Here is a 24,378-nt window from a genome sequence, read left to right on the forward strand (position 1 = left end):
TCTTTAAAAAGATACAATCTTCTATTTATATTATATAGCAAATGCAGACAAAGTGTACAATCATGATTTTCTTTTTAGCTCTTCTTCTAATTCTTCTACTTGCTGTAATGTATCTCCTTTTATTAACGAGAAATCTGTTATATCTTCAACTCCTACCTGGAATTCTCTCTTTTTTATTTTTGTTAATTATCATAAAATTACCAATATTAATCTACTATTTAATAATAATATTTGATATTATATAAAAGTAGATTTTAATGGAATTTTCATCTAATATATTTTTGGTTAAAATAATTTTTCATACAAGGAGATTAACCATATTGAATATCATCGTGACTCCAGAATTATTAGAATCTTCCGTTAACAAGTTTAAAAGTGCTCAAGAGCAAGCACAAGTACAATTTACTAACCTTCGACAAGATATCTCATATCTTGAATCAATTTGGTATGGTTCTACCAAAGAAAAATTTTATTATGATTTTCAACAATCTAGCCAAGTAATGAATAAATATATTCACTGCCTTCAACAGATTGAAATTCAACTAAAAAGAGCGGCCGAAAAATTCAGAAAAGTAGATAATGAAACAGGAGCTGAGTTATCTACAAATGAGGGAAGTTTGCTCGAATCTCTCAAAAAGGGATTGATGACCTCATTATCTCCCACCGTTAAATTAGGTATAATGGCAGGTGTATTAAATGTTCTTCCTAACAAAAAAAGAAATGATTTAGTGGATATCGTCACTCGTAAATGGGTTAATGGTAAGGCAGGAGAAATATGGAATAAATTAATTCCCTTAAAAGACTTTTCAACATTAGAAAAAACTGCTGCATCATTAGGGAAATTAGATAAATCTTTTTCCCAATGGCTATTAACTCGAAATATAATAAATGATTCCTTTGATATAACCTATTTAACCAAAAATCTTTTCGAAAATGAAATAGCAAAACTAATAAAAGATTAATCCTTTCAGATGGGAGTATATTTATATTGAATAAACAACAGCATTCTAGCAAAAAAAAAGAAGGCTTTTTCGAAAATAGGATATTACCTATCATCACTGTTCTTTCAGGTGTCATTCTACTAGTGTACAAAGGGTTAGAATTTATTTCAAAGTATGTATTAATTTTAATCTTATTTACCCTAATTATTGCTTCGTTATACTTATTGTTTATGAAAGAAATAGTTGGTGCTGCTATTGGATTCATTTTTGCATCCCTTGGGTATTATATGTATAAAATCATTTTTAAACAAAAAAAAGAAATGACGCATAAACAAATCATAAAGAGGTAATTTAAAAGAGAATGTTTTTACGCATTCTCTTTTATATACTTATATGGAATTGCCTCTACAAATTTTTCTAATCGATTTACATTTTCCGTTAATGCACCTTTCACAAGAGAGAAATCTGTATTTAGTTCTTCTTTTTTTTCTTTAAAAAATGAAGACTTTTGTACATTTAATTCAGCCATCTCTTCTCCCCCTCTTTAAAAAGATACAATCTTCTATTTATATTATATAGCAAATGCAGACAAAGTGTACAATCATGATTTTCTTTTTAACTCTTCTTCTAATTCTTCTACTTGCTGTAATGTATCTCCTTTTATTAACGAGAAATCTGTCGTATCTTCATTGTCTTCTTTAAAAAAATCATTGTCATAATCTTTTATCACTACAATCACCTCTACGTGCTAGTGTAGGAATGATTGTCCGATTTTATTCAACTTTTTCCGATTTATTCCGAATTTATGTATAAAAGAGTAGGACAGAAAATTCTGTCCTACTTACTAAAATAACTATGATGTATAGTTAAATTATATACATTTTCAAAATCTCGATCTTGCAGGTTATTTTTCTTCCCATCAATAACAATGAAAACATCACTTACTATTTTTGCTGGTATAATCCCAACGTTTTCTATTTGAACAGCTTTTTGCTCATTCAACTGTTCAACGTGTTCTACGGGAACAATAATACTAAATTGCGAGCGAATACCACGAAAGTTTGTATTTAATTCCTTCGCGGCTTCAAAAACAACAATTTTCGCACCAACCTTTTCCCCATATGAATCTAAAAATGCATTTAAGCTTTTTGTATATTCCTCTTCTGTATGCCATTCCATCGTACCGAATACTGCTGGATTAACATTTTGAATAATTGTCGTGTATATTTCTCCTCTTGCTTTAGAAGCAATTAATGACCGTTTTATCGATTGAACAGTCTTGCCGATATCACTAAATTTCGCTCCCCATATTTCTGAAATATTAGGTGTTAAAATAAATGCGATATCAACGAAAATAACCATTGCAGTGAACATTAAAAGATTTTTCCAGAGGGTTAAATCAATTCCTTTTATCATGAAATATACGGTGACTGATATTATAAACAACCCATACCAGGTCTTTCTAATACGTTGCTTTTTCTCCTCGTATAACTCTTCGTTTCTCCAGTAAAAGAAAACAAGTACTAGAAAAACGATTGCTAAAATAAATAAGCCGATTCGAATGTTAGAGATCACCAATCACATCACCCTCCATTCAAAAACTACTCACGATATCATTACATGCACAAGCAGCTCTCTTTATGACAAAAGACGTGGACAAGCTTCTAAATTTAGCAATATCGCATATACATTAGAAGGTACCACGTCTTTTTATCATGAATCTACATTGTATATGTAGACAAGCACGCGTTACAAATTTTCATGTTAAAAAGAAATATGTTTCGGAATTTCCCCTTCAGGTACTTCTCCATCAATACTTAAGTAATAATGACGAATCGGACGTAAATTTTCGTCTAATTCATAAACAAGCGGAATGCTAGTTGGAATATTTAATGAAACCACTCCATCATTTGAAAGGTTGTCTAAGTATTTCACTAGCGATCGAATTGTATTACCATGAGATGAAATAATTACTTTCTCACCACTTCTTAATGACGGTGCAATTTCTGAATGCCAATAATTAAGCACTCGTTTCTCCGTATCCTCCAAACATTCAGTTAATGGGAATTCATCTTTTTGAAGTGTTTTATATCTTGGATCGTTCGCTTCATATCTAGGGTCATCTTCAGTAAGAGCAGGTGGCCTTACATCAATGCTTCTTCTCCAAATATGAACTTGTTCTTCTCCATATTTTTTTGCAGTTTCTTCTTTATTCAATCCTTGTAGTGCGCCATAATGTCTTTCATTTAGTTTCCACGATTTATGTACAGGCACCCAAGTAAGATCCATTTCATGCAGCACAATCCTTAAAGTTCGGATTGCTCGTTTTAATACAGATGTGTAAGCAACATCGAAAGTATAACCATTTTCCTTTAATATTGCTCCTGCTTCTCTTGCTTCACTTAATCCATTCTCTGATAAATCTACATCAGTCCATCCAGTAAAGCGATTTTCAAGATTCCATAAACTTTGTCCGTGACGAATAAGTACAAGTTTTATCCTTATTATTCCCCTCTCGGAAATGTGGATTTTTTTGTTCCATCGCGTACACGTATAAAGTATCTAGTAATGTAACTTTTTATCCATTCACTCTATGATTTATCCATAGTTGCCAAATGCATGGATAAAATTTGTTCTTTTTCAAACTATAAAAACAGATATATTTTCTCATTATTTTTGATCGACTGGTATTTCCCGTTTCGATATCCAAGCATCAAAACCTGATCGGCTATTTGCCATTTCATTCATAACTTGATGCCAATTTTCTTCGCATGATTCACCAAATTTTGAAAAAATAGCATCCATTTGCATCCTTTGAACATCGCTCAGTTTTTTCTCTAAATCTGTACCTTCTTCTGTTAAAGATAACTGTTTCACACGGCGGTCATGTGTAGCTTCATTACTCTCAATTAAATTCTTTTCCACAAGTTGTCGTAATGGTCCGTGTAGAGCTTGTTTACTTATTTCTAGCAGTGATAATAACTCATTTACACTTATCCCTGGAAAACGTGCAATAAAAAATAAAATTCGGTGATGTACTCGTTGTATACCGTACTCTTTTATAATTTCATCTGGCTTTTCAGTAAATGTTTTATATGCAAAGTAAAATAATGCTAATGCCTCATTCATCTGTTCTTCTTTATGCTGTGTCATCTACTTTCCCCCTGTATGTAAATTATACCACAATCTAGTATTGAATATTTTAATCAACGCATTAGAACTTATTTAGTTTATTGAAACATTCATTGCATAATTAGGAGATGATTCATTTGGAAAAACAATATACTGTAAGTACATATTTATTGGATAGACTACACGAATTAGGAATTGAACATATATTTGGGGTTCCTGGTGATTATAATCTCGCCTTTTTAGATGATGTAGTAGCACATGAAAATTTAAAGTGGATTGGCAATTGTAATGAATTAAATGCGGCATATGCTGCAGATGGATATGCTCGCATAAAAGGAATCGCTGCTCTTATTACTACTTTCGGTGTCGGAGAATTAAGCGCCATTAACGGTATTGCTGGCTCATATGCAGAAAACGTGCCAGTTATAAAAATCACGGGTACTCCACCAACAAAAGTAATGGAAAATGGAGCAATCGTCCATCATACGTTAGGCGATGGAAAGTTCGATCACTTTTCCATTATGTATCGAGAAATCACTGTGACACAAACAAATGTAACACCTGAGCATGCTGCTGGGGAAATTGACCGTTTTTACGTGCATGTTGGAATGAAAAAATGCCCTGTTCATATTAATTTGCCGATTGATGTGTATAATAAACCCATTAATAAACCTACAGAACCAATTTTATATAAACCGATTTTAAGTAATAAAGAAGCATTGGACAAAATGCTTCTACATGCCACTTCAAAAATAAATAACGCCAAAACCCTGTAATTTTAGCTGATTTTGAAGTAGATCGATTTCACGCTAAATAAAATTTACATCAATTCGTAGAAAAAACTGGGTTTCCTATCGCGACGTTAAGTATGGGAAAAGGAATATTCCCAGAAAAACCCCCTCAGTTTAAAGGGGTTTATACTGGTGATGTAAGTTCTCCGTATTTGCGAAAGAGAATTGATGAATCTGATTGTATTATTAGTATTGGTGATGGTTCTTTCCAAGTAACTGCCCAAGAGTTATCAACTATACTACGTCAAAATTTGAAACCGATTATATTTTTAATCAAGAACAACGGATACACTGTTGAACGTGCAATTTACGGCCAAAACGAATCGTATAATGACATACAAATGTGGTATTACACAAAACTCGCAAACGTATTCGGATTAGAAAAAAAAGTCTAACATGTAAGGTGGAAAATGAAATAGAGTTAGCAGAAGTCTTAACGAATATAACTTTAAATAAGAATCAACTTATCTTTATTGAAGTTGAAATGAGCCAAGCCGATCAGCCTGAATTGTTAGCTAAACTTGGAAAAAGATTCGGCCAGCAAAATTCTTAATATAAAAGCATAACCTAATTATACAATTGGTAGTGTAAAACTTGTTTTGAGAATAGTTTCGACACTCAAAATACATAAGGAAAAGGATGGAAAGCACCATCCTTTTCTATTTTAAGAGCCGTCTTCGACTAACGCCCCGTATGACAAGCAAAAATTCTTAATCCATCTTTACCTTTATAGCTTTTGTCGCAATAAAGGTTTTAATATGCTTATCTAATATCCTTGTTCCACCAAAATCATCCTCATAAAAACCTGTTATAACAAAACCAGCTTCAACTTGGCCTTGGATTTGGTCTTCTAGAGTATGCGCATATTCTATTGTTTGATTTGAATCGATGTAATCTTGAACTTCATCCTCTGGTAAATAATCCAATGTTGATGAAGGAATTGAATGTTTAACATCAAGAATACCTTTTTGTTCTTGGTTATCATCAAAAATCCATAGTAACGGATTTGTAAATCCAGAAATAAGAATACCTTTATTCTTTAAAACCCTAGAAACTTCATTCCATACAAGATGAATATCTTTTACAAACAAATTAGAAACAGGATTTACAACAATATCAAAATATTCATTCTCAAAATCACTAAGGTCTGACATATCTCCTTGTACTGTTTTTAAAGTCAAACCATCCCGTTTTGCTACCTTTTCATCTTGTTCCAATTGCTTCTTAGATATATCAGTAACTGTTACATCTGCTCCAGCAGCAGCTAGAACTGGTGCTTGTTGTCCGCCACCTGATGCTAAGCAAAGTATCTTTAATCCATCTAATGACTTTGGAAACCACTCTCTAGGAACTGATTTTTCCGTAGTCACTGTAATCTCCCATTCACCTGATTTGCTTTTCTCAATAACCTCGCTACTTACAGGCTGCGTGTATCTAGAACCTTCTTCAACCTTCTTATCCCATGCATTACTGTTTTGTTGTGTAATATCCATTGTGATTAGTCCTCCTAACAATCTAGTTGCATTTTATGTGTAAGCTTATTAACTATTTATGCTTTCCTTTTTCTATTAACCCGCCTGATAGTTAATACATAGTTGTCTATATTTATATTAACAGATAAATATTAATAATCACTAAAAATTCTAAAAAGACACAAAATTACACATCCATTCCATTCATTTAAAATAATCGTAGAATTGGTAAGTTTTAAACAACTCACTTCCACATAAAAAAAGCATTCCAAACCTGTTGACAGTTGGAACGCTTTTTTATGTTATTTAATTTTTCAAGATTTTAACTAAATCCATTAAACAAATACGCTACGCTTTTTCTTTTTTATTCAGCAAGAGTTAACTGCCAAGATACACCATACTTATCATTTAACCAGCCAAACTTTTTACTAAACGGATAAGAACCTAAAGGCATAAGAGTTGCTCCATCCTGCGCTAGTTTATGAAAGACCGTTTCAATCTCTTCTTCTGTCCCACAAGTTACATAAAGAGACATAGCTGGAGTGAATGTAAAATTATGATTTACATAGCTATCAATACACATAAACTCTTGGCCATTTAGCGTAAAAGTTGCATGAATTACGGTTCCCTCTTTACCAGGTCCATTTTCATCGTAGCGAGAAATACTTACAATTTCTGATTGATCAAATAGCGACGTATAAAAATTCATCGCTTCCTCAGCTTTGCCCTCAAACATTAAAAACGTAGTAATTTTTTGATTTGTGTTACTCATATGGAGACAGCCCCTTGTTATGTATTTATGTAAAACATACACCGGCTAACAAAAACCGAACGTATATTCTTGTAAATGTATTGTCTATAAAAACGATGAGTTTGTCAATTATCTACTTCCTTATTTCTTCTTAAATAATGCTGTCCAAAGAAATGACTCTCCAATCATAGTATTTGGTTGTTCAATTTGTTTCATCTTCCTAATTTCAATCACTTCAAACTCTTTAAATATCTCCCTTAATTTTTCATCCGAATAGGCAAGACCACCTTGTAAACTCCAACCTCTATATACGTCCCAATCTGTTATTTCTGATCCATTTCGCTCATCTAAATCACCTGCTGCAAAACATGTTAATCCGAAATAACCACCCGATTTCAATGAGTTTTTAATTAAATCCACATAATGTATCCTTCTATGTGGTGGAATATGATGTAAACAACCCGAATCGTATACAAAATCAAATTCATTTTGAACCTCTAAATTAAAAATTGAATCACAAATAAAGTGAATTCCTATTCCTTTTTCTAATGCCCTCTCTTTCGCCCAATTAATGCCTTCTATAGATAAATCCACTGCTGTTACATCAAATCCTTCAGTCACTAAATAAATTGCATTTCTTCCTGGGCCACATCCAAGTTCCAGCACTTTCCCTTTGGAAACCCATCCTGTTTCTATATATGAAACCAGATTCTCATCCGGAACATTTTCAAAAAACGGAACATCTTTTTCTCTATTCGCATAAAATTCATTCCAAAATGGTTCTGCCGATCTTAATAATGAATCGAGCATTTTAGTAATATCTTCTTGAGTATGCAAAGTTTCACTTTTCATTTATATCCCCCTAAATTTAATAGTCAGAAAATTATTATAAATATTATTGAACTTTCAAGCAAAGAAAAAACTCCTATACCCAATAGGAGTTTTTGTCTTTAAAATCCAAGTACAGCTAACCATTTTAACAACTTCTCTTCTCGCGCTTTTAAATCATCGTTCCTAAGCTTACCTAACTGTATTTCACTAACAATTTCACCGTCTGCCATAAAAAGAACTCTTTCTGTTTTCGCTGCTACCTTTACATCATGAGTTACTAACATAATAGTCGTTCCATCACGGTTAATATTTAATAATATTTGCATTACTTCTTCTGTTGATTTTAAATTTAGAGCACCAGTCGGCTCATCTGCAAAAATAACATTTGGATTATTAATAAGCGCTCTACATATAGAGACCCTTTGTAATTGCCCTCCAGATACTTCGGTTATATAATGAGACGCTATATCACTTATCCCCATTTTCCCCATTAGCTCCAGAGCACGTTGATTTACTATTTTCTTACTCTCACATTTCGCTAAATATGCAGACAAAATGATATTATCAAATAGATTCAAGTTTCTAAGAAGGTTGCTCTGCTGAAAAATAAATCCTATTTCAGTAAGGCGCAATTTGGCTAACGCTTCTTCTTTCATACAAGATATTTCTTTACTACCAATTTTCACACTTCCTGATGACATTTGATCCATTCCACTAATATTATATAGTAACGTCGATTTCCCAGAACCAGAAGGCCCCATAACCGATACAAATTCTCCCTCATAAACCTCTAAATCTATATTTTTTAGCACGTGATAATTTGCATTTCCATCTATTGAATATGTTTTGTTTAATTGCCTTACTTCTAAATTTTTTTTCAAGTGATACACCCCTACTCCCCATTTGACTTTACATCGTTTGTTTGCTTCATAGTAAAACTACTGAAAATTGTTGTTGCAGTCACAGATATAAATAAAATAGCTGGACATATTACATAAGAAACGATGGGATTTACGACAAACTTTATATGAGCTGCTCCCATAAATGAGCCTAACCAACTTACTAACATTTCACTAAGTGTAGCAGCTATACATGTCCCTGTCACAATGCCTAATAATACAATGACGATAGAACGTGTTATATACTGTATACGAATATCTTTTCTAGAAAAACCAATACTTTTCATTATTAATATTTGGGAGGAGTCTTTTGCTAATAACATTTTAAAAAACATCGCAGTAATTAAAACTGATATCAATATCGCAATCAAAATAGCCACTTGAGTCACGAGTCTTAATTGTTTAATTGTCTCTCCTAAAGTTTGCGTTAAATAATCATCCGTATCTGTTATTTTTGCAGAATTAAAATTTTGTTTATACTCCTTCACTTTTTCTTGCAGATTCACAGTAGGCTTCGTATCTACATTTACTACATACCATAATATATTTTCATTATTATTAGAAAAACTAGCTTTAGCTGTTTTCCCACCATTCGTTACATCTTGATACATACCACTAATCGTTAGTGTTTCTTCTTTCCCATCCACAAATAAAACGATATGATCCCCTACATTCTTTTTTAATTCATTTGCGTTCATATAAGAAAGAGCAATTTCATTTTCATTTTTTGGTGCCATACCTTGAATATAGTCTACTGGAAATTGAGTGAAGTCTCCTACTTCTATATTTAAGTTTTCATGTGTACCATCAGCGTTCACCATTTTAAATGTACTCGTTACAAATGCTGCATATTTTTCTACTTCTTCACCATTTCGTATATATGAAATTACATCCTTAAATCGTTTCTCTATATTTTCAGATTGCTGTAAATCTATTCGAATATCACTTTTTCCTGTTCCCATATAATTTACAAACTTCGGTGACTGAATCGTATACAAAAAGTTAACAGGTACAACAATCATGAACACGGCTATGATTAATACGATACTTACGCGATATAACTTAAATCGTTTTACTACATCTTGTATACCAATAAATATATTTACATTTGTAATATTAGTTTGAGAGAGAGAAAAAGAACTTTTTACCTTCCTCTTTCCTAGATTATCTTTTGATCGTAAAGCATCTATTGCTGTTATTCTCCTGAAATTCCGCAAAATGAGACGACAGAAAAGGATAACGGCTAGAAATAACAAAGCTGTGACTATTAATGGTACAACAAAATGTAAAACACTTGTATTTGCTGTCCCCATATAAAGTGAGATATTAGAGGTGAATATTTTTGAAACAAATAATGAAAGTATATATCCACATATACATCCGCTAGCAGAAATAACAACATATTTTGTTACATATAGTTTTTGAATATCTTTACTTTTAATGCCGATAGCTTTCATTACACCAATTTCCTGATAGTCTTCTTCCATTGAAGTAATAATCGTAAATCTAATACATAAAATTGCGATTATCATTAATAATGCACTTATTATGATAAGTACTGCAGCTATTATTCCATCTGTTAATGAATTGAGTGTTTTAAAGAGTGAATACGTAATAGAGGGACCTTTTTGAGGTAAGTTCGATGACTGGTATAGGTTTTCAAATTCATTTATTTTATCTACATCTGTTAGCTGGAATTCAATAAGATATTCGCTTTCTCCAAAATCCCCCTTTATTCTTTCGAAATCTTCATTGCTTATTACAAATCGTTTTGAACTAACAATTGATGGGTTCATTTGAACATCACGAACAAATGCTGAAATAGTAAATTCTAGTTCATTATTATTTTTAACAACCCATATTTTATCTCCAATATGCAAATTATATTTTTGCATATAATAAATGGGTACACCTATTTCCCCTTTCCTAACATCGACCACTTCATTATTCAAATTTAATAAAAAGTCAAAATTACTATTTTGTTTCACGAAGCTAATGTCCATTACACTATTATGTTCCGCTTGATTTTTCTTCTTTATAAAAATGTTGGTTCCATTTATTTGAACCATTTCAGCCGTTTGCTGTTTTTTTATAATAGGCGTTCTTTTAACAAATAAATCGATTGACTTTTGATTTATTTCTCCAGCATGCATTTGTACGAAATGCGGTGCGCTTGATACTTTAAACAATTGATCCATTGAATTCAATAGATTTATAACGTTACTTGAAGCACTAGCCATTAAAAGACTTGATAACATGATAAACATAAATAAAATGGTAATTATCATTTTATTTTGAGATAAATCTCGTTTTAACATTCTCTTAATCATATGAAGCTAGTTCCCTTCATTCCATAATATTTTCTTCGTCACTATCGCTATTATTATCATTATGAAACTAATTGCTAATATAGGTAAATAAATGTTCATACTGAATTCTTCAAACATAAAACCATAAACGACTTGCCCAATTGGCGCCATAAATTGAGATACTGCTATTATAATTGCCATTACTTTTCCTAGGTTTTCATTTGGTGTTTTCTTTTGGACTACAGTAATCACATAGATGGATACACTTGTCATGATCATTGCAATTAGAATAGAAGAAAGTATAAAGAGGATAAATGATGGATAGTATCCTAAATTAAGAATAAATGGCGTAACTGATAGTGTCATTGGTATTACTAATAAAGCTATTAAAAACATCCAGTAATACAGTGTTTTCATCTGTAGTTTTTTCGCAAAAAAACCTATTGATAATGCACCTAAAATAGTAGCAAAATCGATCAACCCCATTCCAATTCCATACCAAGTATCGCTACTTTCCATTGTTATTCTTATAATAATTGGAGCACCAACTACAAATAGCGGTGTTAGTATTAAATTTAGTAATGCGGCTAAAAGCATAGATTTCAAAATAAATGGTTGTTTTAAAACGTATATAAACCCTTCTTTCATATCCTTTACAATTGTCGGTATGATATGGCTTTCTTGCGCTCTTTTTATAAAAGGTATTGTAATAAACAATTCTAAAATCGCAGATAAAAAGAAAGCGAAGCAACTTATTATTACGAGCATTTTCAAACCAATTATGCCGTACAATATTCCACCTAATACAGGCGCAACTATATTAGATAGTGCTTGCACACCATTTACGATACCGTTCGCTTGTTCTAACTTTTTCTCAGGAACTAATTGCGGAATACTTGCCATTACAACTGGTGAGTACATTGCACTAATAACTGCTAGTAAAAACATAATTGTCCCAATCAATATAATAGATACAGATCCAGTAAATAATAAAACTATAAAGCTTAATACAATCGCAGCGTTAATAAAATCAAAAATGACCATTACATTACGGCGATTGAAACGATCTGCTATCGCTCCGCCAACAGGGGCTAACAAAAACGGAATACTCGTAACAGCATATAATCCTGCGAATATATCAGCACGCCCTGTTATATCTAGCACATATAACGACAGAGCAAAACGTAAAAGTGTTGATCCTAAAATAGTAATAATTTGCCCACTCACCATTAAGTGAAAATCTTTCATCGAAGATTTTATACTTGCTGGCATCTTCATCACACCCTTCATTCAAATTTAGACCGACTGCCGGTCTATAATACCCAAACAGAAAAAAGCTATTTCTGTTTCATTAAAACCTCGATCATATAATCAAAGGATCCTTCTTTCGCTCCAACAGATACTTCCATCATTTTAATATAAGCTTTCGCTCTTCTCATCATTTCTTCCGGCTTCCACTGGAATAAACCTTCATCAAATATGACTTGTGCTGAAGAGAGTAATAATTCAATCGTTTCTTGTGGGTATGGTGTAGAAAATACGCCTTCATCGATTCCTTGTTCTAAAATTTCCGCTAAAACAGGAGATAAATGTATAATGGATTGTACTAAACTTTTTTGATGCATTTCTGCATTATTGGGTTGATGAAATTGTTCAATCATTTTATCTTTTATGTCACCTGATTTTGGCGATTGCTCCATTAAAACTCGAAATAACTTTTCTAAAACTGGGATATTTGGATTAGAGATGATTACTTTCGCTTTAGCAACATCCGCTTTAATAATCCTCATAATGATTTCATCCATCACTTCTTCTTTCGACTTAAAATAATGATAAAACGTCCCCTTTGCTATCCCTATCTCTTTTAAAATGTCATTTACTGTTGTTTTCGTATATCCTTTAGTAACAAATAAACGTTCAGCAGTTTCTAAAATTTCCTTTCTGCGCTCCTCATACTCCTTTACAATTCGCATTCAAGTTCCCCTTCCCACCAGACCGACTGTCGGTCTATTTAAATTATATGTTTAGTTAATAAAAAGTTTCCTAATTATTGTACATATACAACATCCTACTTTTGATTTCCTTTATGAATTCTTAATTTTTCAATTCGGTGAATGAAATTTTAAAAATTACTTCTGTGCACCACCCTTGTACTTATATCGACTTCATTGTATAAAAACAAAAAAGAGCCGCAACGCATTGCGACTCTTTTAGAATAATAACTATTTAACGGCCACGTCTTTGCTGACCTTGTTTTGTACTACTTTTCTTATTACTTGGCTTATTAAATGATCGATTGTTATCATTTCTCGAACTATTTCTTGAATCGTTTCTTGGACCACCTTTTGAACCACTTCTAGAACCTTCACGGCTATCTCTTTGACGATATTGACCTGATTTCTTTGGAGCCGGCTTTGGTAACGGTTTTCCATTTTCATCAACACGTTTTATCTTCGGTTGTTCAATTATTTCTCTTTTCAGTGGTGCACCAAGCGTTTTTTCAATTTCTTCTAAATGTTTTTCATCTTTCGCTGCAACGAATGTAATTGCAAGACCTGATCCACCTGCACGTCCTGTTCGGCCAATGCGGTGAATATAGCTTTCTACATCTTCTGGAATATCAAAGTTAAATACGTGCGTTACACCATCTACATCAAGTCCACGAGCTGCTACATCAGTCGCAATTAAGTACTGAATTTTAGCTTCGCGGAAACTCTTCATAACTCTTTCACGTTTCGCTTGAGGTATATCACCATGAAGTTCAGCACAATTATAACCTAGTCCTTTTAAATTATCATAAAGCTTACTTGCTCTAACCTTTGTACGACAGAAAATAACAGCTAAAAATGGCTGATCACGATCCATAACAAAACGAAGTGCATCTGGCTTTGCACGATCTGTCGTCTCAATGACACGCTGTTCAATTGTATCTACCGTTACTTCTTCACTTTGTACTTGAATCATTTGCGGCTCATCCATATAACGTTTCGCCAATTTTTTAATATCTTTTGGCATCGTTGCTGAGAATAGCATCGTTTGTTTACTATCAGGTGTCTCATCTAAAATATCTTCAATATCATATAAGAAACCGAAATAAAGCATTTGATCAGCTTCATCTAGTACAATCGTTGAAAGATTACTTAAATCAATTGTTTCACGTCGTATATGATCTAATAGTCGTCCTGGTGTCGCTACAACAATATGTGTATTACCTTTTAATTTTCTCAATTGTTGCGCTACATCTTGCCCGCCATAAATCGCTAGTACATTAATATCTTCTCTTTGAACAAGCATTTTTTTAATTTCAGTTGTAATTTGCAGTGCTAGTTCCCTTGTTGGCGCAACAATTAAAGCCTGAACATCACTAGATTTTGGATCGATTTTTTCTAAAATCGGTAACACGAATGCAAGTGTTTTACCTGTTCCAGTTTTTGCTTGACCAATTATATCTTTACCAGACAGTATTACCGGAATTGCTTTCTCTTGAATTGGTGTTGCTTCTGTAATTCCATTTTCACGTAATGTATGATTAAAAGTTTCACTAATTCCTAATTCTAAAAAGTTTTTCAAATAGACCACTTCTTTTCCTTATTTTTCACATTAGCTTTCATTGTACCATTTGTTTGGCCAAATATGAAAAATAAAAAAATTCTTATCTTCTTTTTTTATATTCCTCGTGTACTAGATGAATAAATTCTTTTTGTTTTTCCTCCGAATTTATTAATGCTTCCATGTTAGTAGAAGACAAAATGAACTTTTTAATTTTTCTATTACTCCAAATTAATCTCGTATACTTTGTATCTTCGTGTAGCCTTCGAAACCACTCAAATTCACTTAATTTGGCAATATGATGTTTTAATTTCATGTCATTTCGAGGGTAAAATAAAATTATATCCATTATTACATCAAGCAATAAACTCATCTTCTCTCCTCCTATACATATATATTTCAAATTTATGGAAAGATAGTTATATGATAATAAAATTAACTACTACATTCATAAAAATTTTTTGCTTATTTTTCTTACTATATTTTCAATCCACCACAATTATAATGGCGAAATCTCAAACAGATGTAATCAGTGAATTCAAACATGCTTTACTCAAAAATGATAAAAAATTAATGCAGTCATATGTAACAGAAGGAGTTGAACTACCTACTTTCCAAAAGGAAAAACCTATTCATGAAATTAAAATAGTACCATCTCCAAAAGAAGATACTACAATTCTTATTTCTTATTTCAAAGGCACTAATGATGAATTTACTATCGGTTTCATTTTAGAAATAGTAACAAAAAATAATAAAATATCTCAAATGAATCAAATTTATGATGGTACCAATCCACTTATGAAAGAAGCTACTATCGTAAAAGAATATGAAATGAAGTATAAGGAACATATACTTACTCCTACAAAATTCCCGTTCGAAATTCACGAATTTCAAGGGTACATCTATAACGATTACTTAAACCTCCAATACTACAATGAAGATATTAATGGGATTTTTAAAATCACTGTTTCACCAGTTCAAAACAAATTAGGCTTCTATGTACATAGGGGAGCTACGTTCTACAGCTTAAAAAATAATATAAAAGCATTATATAATCCTCATTTTGATTCAGCATATGAACTTATCTTTCAGAAGAATGGTTTTCAATATACAATTGCAATTGGTAACAAACGCTATATACAAGGAAAATATAACGTAAAGGATTTAATCCAAATTGCAGAATCTATGAATTAAAAAAACGATTTTTTCGATATAGGAAAGATCGTTTTTTTATTATTTTAAACAGTAAGTTTCCCTCCATGATAACAATAATAAGTTACAGCTTTAAGGTTTTTAATCCTCTTTAAAGACTCTTCCGCTTTTTCTAAATCTAAACAAAAATTCAGATTAGCTATAACTAATTCACGATTCTCTTGAACCGCTGCATCTCCCGTAATTACACAGTTTAAATTCGGAAAATATAATGAAATATGCCCCGAAGTATGTCCTGGCGTCGCTACTATTTGACATTCATTATTCAAAATCATTTGGCCATCATTTACTTTTTCATCGACGGAAATATGTCTTATATTTTTTAGCTGTTGTATAAACCATTTACCAAATTCTTTTTCTCCATTTGGCATACATTCTAACATTTCTTCAGCTTGGACTAGTCTCTCCGATTTTATTTCACCATTAATGTAGTTAGATTCAATTTCACTAGCAATAATATTAATGTGAGGATATTTCATTTTGAAATCATATAAAGATCCTATATGATCATCATCATAATGAGTAATAATTATATTTTTTAAGTTTTCCATCTCATACCCAAGTTTTACAATTGCATCTTCAATTAAAGGTAAAAAGTTTATATAACCTGTATCTACTAAAGTTAATTCATTGTTTACTATAAGTAAGCTCGGATAAATACATTGTTTTGCCTCATTAAATTCAAATTCAATTGGTAGTTCTATTATCTTCATTTTTCTTCCCCCATACCCTTTATTCAATTTTTAATAATAAATAAATCATCCACATACATTTTACTGTACATACTTATGTAACAAAACACTGTGAGTCGTTACATAACCAACATTCTATTATTTTGAACAGGTAATTCCCTATTTTTATGGAATATACAATAAGAAAAACAATAAAATTGATTATTTCCCTACTTCTTTGTCTATCCTTTTAAAAAATCGATGTTTTTGTAAAAGGAGTGTTTATATGGAGAAACAGACACTTTGGAAAAAGTTCAAAAAAAGCTCAGCAAACCTTGGGAAATCAAGCGTATATGAAAGTATTATTTTATACTACACAATGAGAAAAAAAGGGTTACCTACTAAAGCGAAGTTCATAATATTAGCCGCTTTATCCTATTACGTATTAACTATTGATTTCATTCCAGATATTGCTGCTATTATTGGGATTGGCTTATTAGATGATGTTTTAGCAATCGCTGTAGCGCATAAATATGTTATGAGACACGCAGATGCTGAAATTCGAGAGAAGAGCAAAGTAAAAATGGAGTCATTATTTTCTTCAGCACAGGCATAATTAAAAAGAGCTAAGATCATTCCTCTTAGCTCCTTGTTCATAAAACAATTTTTTAAAATACTACTTCACTTCATTCGCCACAAAAAATTGCTCACAAACACTCGAAATACGCTGTAAGTCTACGTTCCCACCAGATATTACCGCTACTACTTTTTTCCCTTTAATATATTGATCAACTTTCCCTGCCAGTAGAGCAGCAGTAGCTAATGCACCCGCACCTTCTACAACAGCCTTTCCACGTTGTAATAAATCTTTCATCGCTACTTCCAGCTCTTTTTCTGATACTGTTACAATATCATCTACTAATTCTTTTACAACTTCAAAAGTTAAATTTCCTGGTATTTTAACCGCGCAACCATCTGCTATAGTAGGTGCCTCATAATGTTCTACAATTGTACCTTTGTCATAAGATGCCTTCATCCCATGAACATTATCTGCTTGGACACCAATTATATTAATGGATGGATTAAAAGATTTTAATGCAACAGCAATACCAGAAATAATTCCGCCTCCGCCGATTGGTACAATAACAGTATCAACATCCCACATATCATCCAGAATGTCTAATCCAATTGTACCTTGACCAGCCATTACCTCTACATCATCATATGGATGTAAGTATGTTTCACCTGTTTCCCTTGTAATCTCCTCACATTTTGCCTTTGCATCATCAAAAGTTTCACCATGTAAAATCACTTCAGATCCATATCCTTTAGTTGCTTCAACTTTCGCCTGTGGTGCAGAAATTGGCATAACAATTTTACTCTTAATACCAAGTAAATGTGCAGATAATGCAACTCCTTGCGCATGATTACCTGCTGAACATGCAATTACGCCTCGTTCTTTTTCTTGATCCGTGAGCTGCGACATTTTATTAAATGCGCCACGGAATTTAAAAGAACCTGTTAATTGCATATTTTCTAATTTCAAGTGAATTTCTCCGCCCGTTTTACTAGTCAAATAAAAAGATTTTACTAATGGGGTTTTACGAGCATTTCTATCTAGAATATTTTGAGCTTTTTTAATATCGTCTATATGTAATGGTAGTTTTTTAGTTATCATAATAACACCTCTTCCAATGATCTATTCTAAGTTTTCGTATGCAGTAGCTCCTTTATACGAATCCATCTATGTTAAGAAAAAGTTTTTATATATGTACCCCATTCTGTAATACACACATTTGCAAACAATTTAACATCCTCTTCATATCACGTTCTTTATAATGATTTAAACATGCAATTTGGATCCAATTATTTGTTTGTAAATAAGATGACTCATAATGAACAATATATCCTTGTAATGCTAACGCATCACCTACTGCTTTAGAAGAAAGACCTTTATTTAATTGAATGGTAAGTATAATTGATGCAGCATGTTCTTTAGGTGAAACAAGTTTTAAACTCATAGTAGTAATAGCTTGTTCAATATATGCATACGTCTCTTTTATTTTTTCAAATGCCATTTCATCTTCGAATCTTTTTAATGCTTCTTGCAATGCATACATTAAATTCCATGAATGAGAATATGGAATACTTTCATTTTCTTCGTACATACCAATGTCCATATAGGCCGGTAATGTCTCATTTACTTTCACATTGTGATTATAAAAAACGAAAGATAATCCAGTAAACGATTTAATTGCCTTTCCGCTAACGCCGCTTGCAAAATATACATCCTTTAAATTTATCGGTATTGCTCCAATCGAACTGATACAATCTACACATAATTTCATTTGACGCTTGTTACAAAGAGTATTTAGCCCGTCTAAATCATTTAACATTCCAGTTGACGTTTCATGGTGAACAAACCAAAGCCATTCATAATTGCCAGTTTCCATTATTTTTTCTAATTCTGTATAAATAAACGGTTCTCCCAATTCTTTTTTATACGTATCAAAATGTAATTGTGCGCGTGTTGCATGTCCAACTAATCTATTACCAAATTCCCCATTTGTTAATACTAGTCCCTTCCCTTTTATAGAACGTAACTGTAAAGCAATCGAATCATTCGCGAATGTCCCTGTTCCTAACATGATTTGCACACGTTTTGCTTTTGTCATTTGCAGTAAACGTTTTTTCACATTTTCCATCGTCACTTGAAATGACTTAGAACGATGCGAAGTAGGCTTAGTAGAAAATGCCTTTCGAACATTCTCTTCAATATCGACTGGACCAGGTAAAAACGTATATTCCTTCGTCATAATACCCCCAACATTCGACGCTTCAAACATAGCAGGGGTAACATACATTGGCTGGAAGGCTGCTTCTTCTGTTCCAACTAACGTATGGAAAGATTTGAATCCCATTTGCTCATATAAAGGTAGTTCACGAGTTGTAGCAGAAATGAGCGCCAATTCATATCCATTTAGAAGCAAATAACGATGTAAAAAGCGAATTAAACCTAACAATGCTCTTCCATTTCGATATGCACGTTCTACTGAAAGCAAACGAATTTCATATACATTTTCTCCATGTTCTTGCAAATAAAAATCTAGATTTGAAATTTTATAGTCTAACGAGAATGGTCGTTTTCCTCGCAACGCAACCATACCTACTACTTTATTATCGTCTAAACAAATTAAATATGTATTTTCTTCATGGAAACGATCTATACGAACACGCTCTTTCGTTTCTTCATGTTGCGGAATTTCTTCTACAAATGTTTTATAATTCAATTCATGTATACGTTCAAATTCCCAAGCTTGATCAGCAACTTTATAAATTAACCCCATGTTGTATCTCCTTTATGTATTTAATAAAAATTATAAGTGGAGATTAACTCCACTTATTACAAGTTCATTTCATTCTCGATTTACATATAAAATAAGTACAATGATAAGAGCACTTAAAATAGTCGTAACAATAGAGTAAGAATACAAAATCATGCAAACCGGTAAACAAGCGATTGTAATTAAGCCTGGCTTAGTAAATCCTTTAAAGATTAAATAAAATATAATGAAAACAGCAATAAGAGTAAGCGCTATCAAATAATCAAATGCGATTAATCCTCCAATAAATGTTGAAATGCCTTTTCCGCCCTTGCCTTTAAATACAATTGGGTAAATATGTCCAAGTAAAACAGCTAGTAAAGCTAACATTACAAATGTAGAATTTTCAAAAAGGTATTTTGCAATAGAAACTACGATTGCCCCTTTAATTGCATCACCTAAAAATGTAGCGACGAAATACCCTTTACCATATACGCGCCCCATATTTCTTGCGCCAGGATTACCGCTTCCTTCATCTCGAATATCAACGTTATGTCTCCATTTCGTTACTATATAAGCGGTCAATATGTTTCCAAATAAATAAGAAGCCACCAAATACAAAAATTGCATACTATTAATCATGTTATCATTCACTTTCTACATGGGAATACATATACAATATTCAAGAACTATGTATATTGTACTTTTTTATCCACATCCCTTTATATATTTTAACATCATATATTTACAATTCATACAAAAATTCTCATACAACTATTCTTAAAAGTATCTATCCTTCATTAAATAATATGTTCCTTTCACTGCCATTTCTGTTTGTGATACAAATGTAATCTCTTCCATACTTTCTTCACAGCACTTCTTGAATAATGCATATATTTCAGGAACTAAACGCAATATGCTGCCACTTACTGCAATTGGAGTTGGGTGCTTAAATTTCAGCTTGTTATAAACATTTACTGTAATCCTAGCTAATTCCTTTCCAGCTTGTATAATTATTTCACGTGCGTCATCATTCCCATTTCTCGCTTCCTCAATAATGAATGGTGCAATTGCTGCAACTTTATTTTTTGAAGAGCTATATACTAGTCTTTTTATATGAGACGATGTCAAAAGTTGAAACTCGTCTTGAATACTTAAGCTTAATGGGCAAAGTGCAGCTCCTTGATCAAATTGATTTGCTATTCTCTTTAAACCTTGTAACGCAATCCAATATCCGCTTCCTTCATCACCTAAAATATGCCCCCATCCACCGCTATACTCGTACACTTCTCCTTTCTTTCCAAGACAAATCGCGCCTGTACCGCCAATCGTTATAATTCCATCCTTCCCCTTTAAAGCAGCTGCATGCGCTATCATTGCGTCATTAAAAACTTCAATTTGTGTTCCATACTTCTGTTTTAGACGTAATGTTAATTCATTTGTATTTGCTCCACTTATACCCGCTAATCCTAAACAAATACAAACGCAATTCTCTTTCACTACACTTTTCTGGCATTGATCAATCGCTTCCATAATATGAAAAAGTGCTTCTTTAAAATCTATTAAAATGTTTCCAAATCCACTTGTAGCTCTTACAAGTTCGTTTCCATCTTTATCAAATACAATTGCTTCTGTCTTAGATCCACCGCCGTCTACTCCAATCATATACTTCATATGTTCACCTCATTTTCATCTTCTTATTGGAGGGAATGTTGTATTCCCTAAAACTACAGATTTCTTTGCACCTGTTGCGCTCGGTACATTACTCGGATTACGATGATGCGTTTCGTTTGCTAAAATAGCAAATGCGATTGCTTCTTTCGCCTCTGAAGAATAGCCTATATCTTCTTGAATGAATATTGCACATTTTTCTTCTTTCAATCCATTCCGTATCATTTCAACAAGTGTATCATTATAACTTCCACCACCACCTAGAATTACCTCATCGATTTCATAATATGGAAGAATAAACTTCTTATAATGTTGAACAATTGAACTTGCTGTAAACATCGTTACAGTCGTCAAAAGATTTTCTTTACCATGCTTTCCAAACCGCTTCAATAATTCACTTACAAATTCTTCTCCAAACTGTTCTCTACCAGTTGATTTCGGTGGATTCATTTTCAAAAATGGATGGTTCATACAATATGTCAAAATTTCATCTACAACTACTCCTTGTTTTGCAATCCTACCATTTTGATCATATGGTAACTGAAATAATCTTTGACATACATCATCCATTACCATATTCCCTGGACCAGTATCAAAAGCAATAACGCTCTCATTACTTTGTTTACTTGGAATCACTGTAACATTGCCGATCCCGCCAATATTTTGTAGTAGTCTATTTTTAGTTTGATGACGATACAAAATGACCTCTGAATATGGCACAAGTGGTGCACCTTGTCCCCCTGCTGCCATATCCATCGTTCGAAAATTAGAGATAACCGTAGTGTTCGTTTCATATGCTATAACTGCTGGCTCTCCAATTTGTAATGTTGAGGGAATCATATTACCATCTTGCTTTGGCTGATGATAAATCGTTTGTCCGTGAGAACCTATTAAATCTAATTTTTCCAATGAAATATTTGACTCTTTACAAACTTCCTTTACAGCGTTGGCGAAGCATAAACCGAGTTTGAAATTTAAACTGCATATGAGTTGGACATTTGAATTTTCTATTGATAATGCCTGCTGGATCTCATTTTTCATATCATTATAAAATGGCACAGTAGTAAAATGGATGAGTTCAACTTTAGAACCTACACCGCTTCCTTCTATATGAACGAGTGCTACATCTATTCCGTCTAACGAAGTACCGGACATTACCCCTGCAATATACATAACATGCATAACCTCCTATTTACTAAAAAACAATCATGTAAGTTACAAACGTACAGCCAATTGAAAATATTATAAATCTAAAAAACAACTGCACTTTTGATGTAAACGACCCATCAATGAAAGAAACAACTACTGTAAGCAAAATACTTGCCGCAATGCTTGTAACGAGCCATATACTATGCATTTGTGATAGATTTAGCATTCTTAATAAAGGTACAAATAGTAAATTCGCACATATCACTCCAAATAGTAATAAAAATACACCTTTATAACTAAATTTTATATTCATTCCATTTCACCCTCTCTGGACTTCATGTGAAAGAAGTGATAGGCAAAATACCTATCACTCATAAATACAGTATAAAAATCACGGATTAACAGATTCTCCGTCTCCATTCTTTTCAATTTCAAGCATATTTTTGTCGTACATTTTAAAGAATGGTAGATAAATAAGGAATGATATTGCTATATTTATGAAAACTAATACAATTGCACGCCAATCTCCGCCTGTAGCTAAATACGCACCAATTGGAGCTGGTAATGTCCACGGTGGCATAATATGTGTTGGCGTTACAAATCCCATCGCAGTTGCTGAATATGCAACAGTTGCTGTTACAAGTGGTGTAATGATAAATGGGATAATTAAAATTGGATTTAGTACAATCGGTAATCCGAATATGACTGGTTCATTAATATTAAAAATACCCGGAACAATACAAGTTCTTGATAATGCTTTCGAATATTTTGATCGACCAAATACAATCATAGCTAATACAAGTCCTAACGTCGCACCAGAACCGCCAATCCATATAAACCATTGATATAACGGCTCTGGTGAAATGAATGGCAACTGATCTGCTCCACTAGCAACTGCTTCGCCATTTTTCCCTAGGTATACTTCCCATAATGGCCGAGCAACAGTTCCAACAACCGACACACCATGGATTCCGAATGACCAAAAAAACGTAATTAAAAACACTGGAATGATTACACCGAAGTAACTATCCCCAGCTTTTACTAATGGTGCTGCTAATTTATCAACAACATGGTGTAAATCAATGCTAAAAACGACAGTTACTAGACTCATTATAATAATAACGAATGCAGCAGGTATAAGTGCTTCAAACGAACGTGAAACAGACGGCGGTACTTGTTCTGGCATTTTAATCATTACATTTTTCGTCTTACAAAATCTTAAAATCTCTACTGATAAAATAGATACGATCATCGTTACGAATAATCCATGCCCCCCGAGATTTGTCATCGGAAGCATAAATCCTTTTTTATCGATTAATTCAGGCGTCAATGTTAAAAGTAGTGAGCATACTGCTAACTGCGCCCCTGATAAAGCATCTAACTTATAACTTTTGGCTAAATTATATCCTATTCCAAATGCTATATATAAAGACATAATAAACATTGTTAAACGATATGGTATTAATATACTTGTTTGATTCTTTAATGCCCAAACGGATATGAAACTATCTTTCGGTAATGGCGGAAATGCTACGATTAAAAAGAAACTTCCTACGATAATAAATGGTAACGCCGAAATAACTCCATCACGGATTGCTTGTAAATGCCTCTGTTCAGAAAGCCTTGCCATCGGTCCAGATAAGTTTTTATCAAGAAACGTGACAAACTTATTCATAA

The 24,378-nt window shown here is 32.7% G+C and carries 26 protein-coding genes and 1 pseudogene; 5 read left to right on the plus strand and 22 right to left on the minus strand.

What is annotated here, in order from left to right; all coding sequences use genetic code 11:
• Nucleotides 1-320: 320 nt before the first annotated feature.
• Complete coding sequence (locus JDS80_RS25370) at nt 321-962, plus strand: WXG100 family type VII secretion target (protein ID WP_199640242.1); 642 nt, start codon at nt 321-323, stop codon at nt 960-962.
• A gap of 26 nt (nt 963-988) precedes the next feature.
• Entirely contained in the window at nt 989-1,291 is a 303-nt protein-coding gene (locus tag JDS80_RS25375; RefSeq protein WP_071745936.1) for a hypothetical protein, read from the plus strand.
• Between the two features lie 17 nt (nt 1,292-1,308).
• Here JDS80_RS25375 and JDS80_RS25380 read toward each other — a convergent pair whose 3' ends face one another.
• From JDS80_RS25380 to JDS80_RS25400, 5 genes are all read right to left on the minus strand, one after another.
• Entirely contained in the window at nt 1,309-1,470 is a 162-nt protein-coding gene (locus JDS80_RS25380; protein WP_071745935.1) for a hypothetical protein, read from the minus strand.
• 72 nt (nt 1,471-1,542) lie between these two features.
• On the minus strand, nt 1,543-1,671 hold the full coding sequence (locus JDS80_RS25385; RefSeq protein ID WP_029438356.1) for a hypothetical protein: 129 nt from the start codon (nt 1,669-1,671) through the stop codon (nt 1,543-1,545).
• A gap of 107 nt (nt 1,672-1,778) precedes the next feature.
• Entirely contained in the window at nt 1,779-2,516 is a 738-nt protein-coding gene (locus JDS80_RS25390; protein WP_116733469.1) for a type II toxin-antitoxin system SpoIISA family toxin, read from the minus strand.
• A gap of 189 nt (nt 2,517-2,705) precedes the next feature.
• Nucleotides 2,706-3,440 carry a 2,3-diphosphoglycerate-dependent phosphoglycerate mutase gene (gene gpmA / locus JDS80_RS25395; RefSeq protein ID WP_199640249.1) on the minus strand — a complete coding sequence of 245 codons (735 nt, stop codon included), beginning with the start codon at nt 3,438-3,440 and terminating at the stop codon, nt 2,706-2,708.
• A 171-nt stretch (nt 3,441-3,611) separates the two neighbouring features.
• The gene (locus JDS80_RS25400) at nt 3,612-4,094 is read right to left on the minus strand and encodes a MarR family winged helix-turn-helix transcriptional regulator (RefSeq protein ID WP_071745932.1); all 483 of its coding nucleotides are present in this window, start codon (nt 4,092-4,094) and stop codon (nt 3,612-3,614) included.
• Nucleotides 4,095-4,201: 107 nt separating this feature from the next.
• On the opposite strand from JDS80_RS25400, the pseudogene JDS80_RS25405 reads away from it, so the two are divergent.
• Nucleotides 4,202-5,417 (plus strand): annotated as a pseudogene (locus JDS80_RS25405) (alpha-keto acid decarboxylase family protein).
• A gap of 157 nt (nt 5,418-5,574) precedes the next feature.
• On the opposite strand, the gene JDS80_RS25410 reads toward JDS80_RS25405, so the two are convergent.
• From JDS80_RS25410 to JDS80_RS25450, 9 genes are all read right to left on the minus strand, one after another.
• Nucleotides 5,575-6,357, minus strand: coding sequence for a class I SAM-dependent methyltransferase (locus JDS80_RS25410; protein ID WP_071745931.1), 783 nt, complete (start codon nt 6,355-6,357; stop codon nt 5,575-5,577).
• Nucleotides 6,358-6,700: 343 nt separating this feature from the next.
• Nucleotides 6,701-7,108, minus strand: coding sequence for a VOC family protein (locus JDS80_RS25415; RefSeq protein WP_071745930.1), 408 nt, complete (start codon nt 7,106-7,108; stop codon nt 6,701-6,703).
• 120 nt (nt 7,109-7,228) lie between these two features.
• Nucleotides 7,229-7,939, minus strand: a complete 711-nt coding sequence (locus JDS80_RS25420; RefSeq protein ID WP_199640243.1) for a class I SAM-dependent methyltransferase — start codon at nt 7,937-7,939, stop codon at nt 7,229-7,231.
• Nucleotides 7,940-8,037: 98 nt separating this feature from the next.
• Nucleotides 8,038-8,799, minus strand: coding sequence for an ABC transporter ATP-binding protein (locus tag JDS80_RS25425; RefSeq protein ID WP_071746265.1), 762 nt, complete (start codon nt 8,797-8,799; stop codon nt 8,038-8,040).
• Nucleotides 8,800-8,810: 11 nt separating this feature from the next.
• Nucleotides 8,811-11,147 (minus strand): ABC transporter permease, encoded by a 2,337-nt coding sequence (locus JDS80_RS25430; protein ID WP_199640244.1) that lies wholly within the window; start codon nt 11,145-11,147, stop codon nt 8,811-8,813.
• A 6-nt stretch (nt 11,148-11,153) separates the two neighbouring features.
• Nucleotides 11,154-12,416, minus strand: coding sequence for an MFS transporter (locus JDS80_RS25435; RefSeq protein WP_274605848.1), 1,263 nt, complete (start codon nt 12,414-12,416; stop codon nt 11,154-11,156).
• Between the two features lie 47 nt (nt 12,417-12,463).
• Nucleotides 12,464-13,099 carry a TetR/AcrR family transcriptional regulator gene (locus JDS80_RS25440; protein WP_071772510.1) on the minus strand — a complete coding sequence of 212 codons (636 nt, stop codon included), beginning with the start codon at nt 13,097-13,099 and terminating at the stop codon, nt 12,464-12,466.
• 253 nt (nt 13,100-13,352) lie between these two features.
• A complete protein-coding gene (locus JDS80_RS25445) occupies nt 13,353-14,705 on the minus strand; it encodes a DEAD/DEAH box helicase (RefSeq protein ID WP_071745926.1) in 1,353 nt (450 codons plus the stop codon).
• A 73-nt stretch (nt 14,706-14,778) separates the two neighbouring features.
• Nucleotides 14,779-15,048: a hypothetical protein gene (locus JDS80_RS25450; RefSeq protein WP_071745925.1), complete on the minus strand. Its 270-nt coding sequence runs from the start codon at nt 15,046-15,048 to the stop codon at nt 14,779-14,781.
• A gap of 50 nt (nt 15,049-15,098) precedes the next feature.
• Here JDS80_RS25450 and JDS80_RS25455 point away from each other — a divergent pair, with 50 nt between their 5' ends.
• Entirely contained in the window at nt 15,099-15,869 is a 771-nt protein-coding gene (locus JDS80_RS25455) for a hypothetical protein (RefSeq protein WP_199640245.1), read from the plus strand.
• Nucleotides 15,870-15,913: 44 nt separating this feature from the next.
• Here the strand turns inward: JDS80_RS25455 and JDS80_RS25460 are convergent, their stop codons facing one another.
• Nucleotides 15,914-16,600: an MBL fold metallo-hydrolase gene (locus tag JDS80_RS25460; protein ID WP_199640246.1), complete on the minus strand. Its 687-nt coding sequence runs from the start codon at nt 16,598-16,600 to the stop codon at nt 15,914-15,916.
• 244 nt (nt 16,601-16,844) lie between these two features.
• On the opposite strand from JDS80_RS25460, the gene JDS80_RS25465 reads away from it, so the two are divergent.
• The gene (locus tag JDS80_RS25465) at nt 16,845-17,174 is read left to right on the plus strand and encodes a YkvA family protein (RefSeq protein ID WP_071745922.1); all 330 of its coding nucleotides are present in this window, start codon (nt 16,845-16,847) and stop codon (nt 17,172-17,174) included.
• Nucleotides 17,175-17,234: 60 nt separating this feature from the next.
• Here the strand turns inward: JDS80_RS25465 and tdcB are convergent, their stop codons facing one another.
• The 7 genes from tdcB to JDS80_RS25500 all read right to left on the minus strand — a co-directional run bounded on the left by tdcB (nt 17,235) and on the right by JDS80_RS25500 (nt 24,376).
• The gene (gene tdcB, locus JDS80_RS25470) at nt 17,235-18,236 is read right to left on the minus strand and encodes a bifunctional threonine ammonia-lyase/L-serine ammonia-lyase TdcB (RefSeq protein WP_071745921.1); all 1,002 of its coding nucleotides are present in this window, start codon (nt 18,234-18,236) and stop codon (nt 17,235-17,237) included.
• Nucleotides 18,237-18,321: 85 nt separating this feature from the next.
• Entirely contained in the window at nt 18,322-19,905 is a 1,584-nt protein-coding gene (locus JDS80_RS25475; RefSeq protein WP_071745920.1) for an aminotransferase class V-fold PLP-dependent enzyme, read from the minus strand.
• A 69-nt stretch (nt 19,906-19,974) separates the two neighbouring features.
• Nucleotides 19,975-20,523, minus strand: a complete 549-nt coding sequence (plsY, locus tag JDS80_RS25480; RefSeq protein WP_071745919.1) for a glycerol-3-phosphate 1-O-acyltransferase PlsY — start codon at nt 20,521-20,523, stop codon at nt 19,975-19,977.
• A 138-nt stretch (nt 20,524-20,661) separates the two neighbouring features.
• Nucleotides 20,662-21,555 (minus strand): BadF/BadG/BcrA/BcrD ATPase family protein, encoded by an 894-nt coding sequence (locus JDS80_RS25485; RefSeq protein ID WP_071745918.1) that lies wholly within the window; start codon nt 21,553-21,555, stop codon nt 20,662-20,664.
• A gap of 15 nt (nt 21,556-21,570) precedes the next feature.
• Nucleotides 21,571-22,725 (minus strand): anhydro-N-acetylmuramic acid kinase AnmK, encoded by a 1,155-nt coding sequence (gene anmK / locus JDS80_RS25490; RefSeq protein ID WP_071745917.1) that lies wholly within the window; start codon nt 22,723-22,725, stop codon nt 21,571-21,573.
• Between the two features lie 22 nt (nt 22,726-22,747).
• Nucleotides 22,748-23,014 (minus strand): hypothetical protein, encoded by a 267-nt coding sequence (locus tag JDS80_RS25495; RefSeq protein WP_071745916.1) that lies wholly within the window; start codon nt 23,012-23,014, stop codon nt 22,748-22,750.
• A 78-nt stretch (nt 23,015-23,092) separates the two neighbouring features.
• Entirely contained in the window at nt 23,093-24,376 is a 1,284-nt protein-coding gene (locus tag JDS80_RS25500) for a PTS sugar transporter subunit IIC (protein WP_071745915.1), read from the minus strand.
• Between the last annotated feature and the right edge of the window lie 2 nt (nt 24,377-24,378).

It is taken from the genome of Bacillus cereus group sp. N8, assembly GCF_016483685.1.
Classification (GTDB): Bacteria; Bacillota; Bacilli; order Bacillales; family Bacillaceae_G; genus Bacillus_A; species Bacillus_A proteolyticus.

Excerpts from the sequence above, each read along its gene's own strand:
- JDS80_RS25380 (WP_071745935.1), bottom strand. The coding sequence starts at position 1,470 with ATGGCTGAATTAAATGTACAAAAGTCTTCATTTTTTAAAGAAAAAAAA.
- JDS80_RS25400 (WP_071745932.1), bottom strand. The coding sequence starts at position 4,094 with ATGACACAGCATAAAGAAGAACAGATGAATGAGGCATTAGCATTATTT.
- JDS80_RS25410 (WP_071745931.1), bottom strand. The coding sequence starts at position 6,357 with ATGGATATTACACAACAAAACAGTAATGCATGGGATAAGAAGGTTGAA.
- JDS80_RS25415 (WP_071745930.1), bottom strand. The coding sequence starts at position 7,108 with ATGAGTAACACAAATCAAAAAATTACTACGTTTTTAATGTTTGAGGGC.
- JDS80_RS25420 (WP_199640243.1), bottom strand. The coding sequence starts at position 7,939 with ATGAAAAGTGAAACTTTGCATACTCAAGAAGATATTACTAAAATGCTC.
- JDS80_RS25430 (WP_199640244.1), bottom strand. The coding sequence starts at position 11,147 with ATGATTAAGAGAATGTTAAAACGAGATTTATCTCAAAATAAAATGATA.
- JDS80_RS25435 (WP_274605848.1), bottom strand. The coding sequence starts at position 12,416 with ATGAAGGGTGTGATGAAGATGCCAGCAAGTATAAAATCTTCGATGAAA.
- JDS80_RS25440 (WP_071772510.1), bottom strand. The coding sequence starts at position 13,099 with ATGCGAATTGTAAAGGAGTATGAGGAGCGCAGAAAGGAAATTTTAGAA.
- JDS80_RS25450 (WP_071745925.1), bottom strand. The coding sequence starts at position 15,048 with ATGAGTTTATTGCTTGATGTAATAATGGATATAATTTTATTTTACCCT.
- JDS80_RS25455 (WP_199640245.1), top strand. The coding sequence starts at position 15,099 with ATGATAATAAAATTAACTACTACATTCATAAAAATTTTTTGCTTATTT.
- JDS80_RS25460 (WP_199640246.1), bottom strand. The coding sequence starts at position 16,600 with ATGAAGATAATAGAACTACCAATTGAATTTGAATTTAATGAGGCAAAA.
- JDS80_RS25465 (WP_071745922.1), top strand. The coding sequence starts at position 16,845 with ATGGAGAAACAGACACTTTGGAAAAAGTTCAAAAAAAGCTCAGCAAAC.
- tdcB (WP_071745921.1), bottom strand. The coding sequence starts at position 18,236 with ATGATAACTAAAAAACTACCATTACATATAGACGATATTAAAAAAGCT.
- JDS80_RS25475 (WP_071745920.1), bottom strand. The coding sequence starts at position 19,905 with ATGGGGTTAATTTATAAAGTTGCTGATCAAGCTTGGGAATTTGAACGT.
- plsY (WP_071745919.1), bottom strand. The coding sequence starts at position 20,523 with ATGATTAATAGTATGCAATTTTTGTATTTGGTGGCTTCTTATTTATTT.
- JDS80_RS25485 (WP_071745918.1), bottom strand. The coding sequence starts at position 21,555 with ATGAAGTATATGATTGGAGTAGACGGCGGTGGATCTAAGACAGAAGCA.
- anmK (WP_071745917.1), bottom strand. The coding sequence starts at position 22,725 with ATGTATATTGCAGGGGTAATGTCCGGTACTTCGTTAGACGGAATAGAT.
- JDS80_RS25495 (WP_071745916.1), bottom strand. The coding sequence starts at position 23,014 with ATGAATATAAAATTTAGTTATAAAGGTGTATTTTTATTACTATTTGGA.
- JDS80_RS25500 (WP_071745915.1), bottom strand. The coding sequence starts at position 24,376 with ATGAATAAGTTTGTCACGTTTCTTGATAAAAACTTATCTGGACCGATG.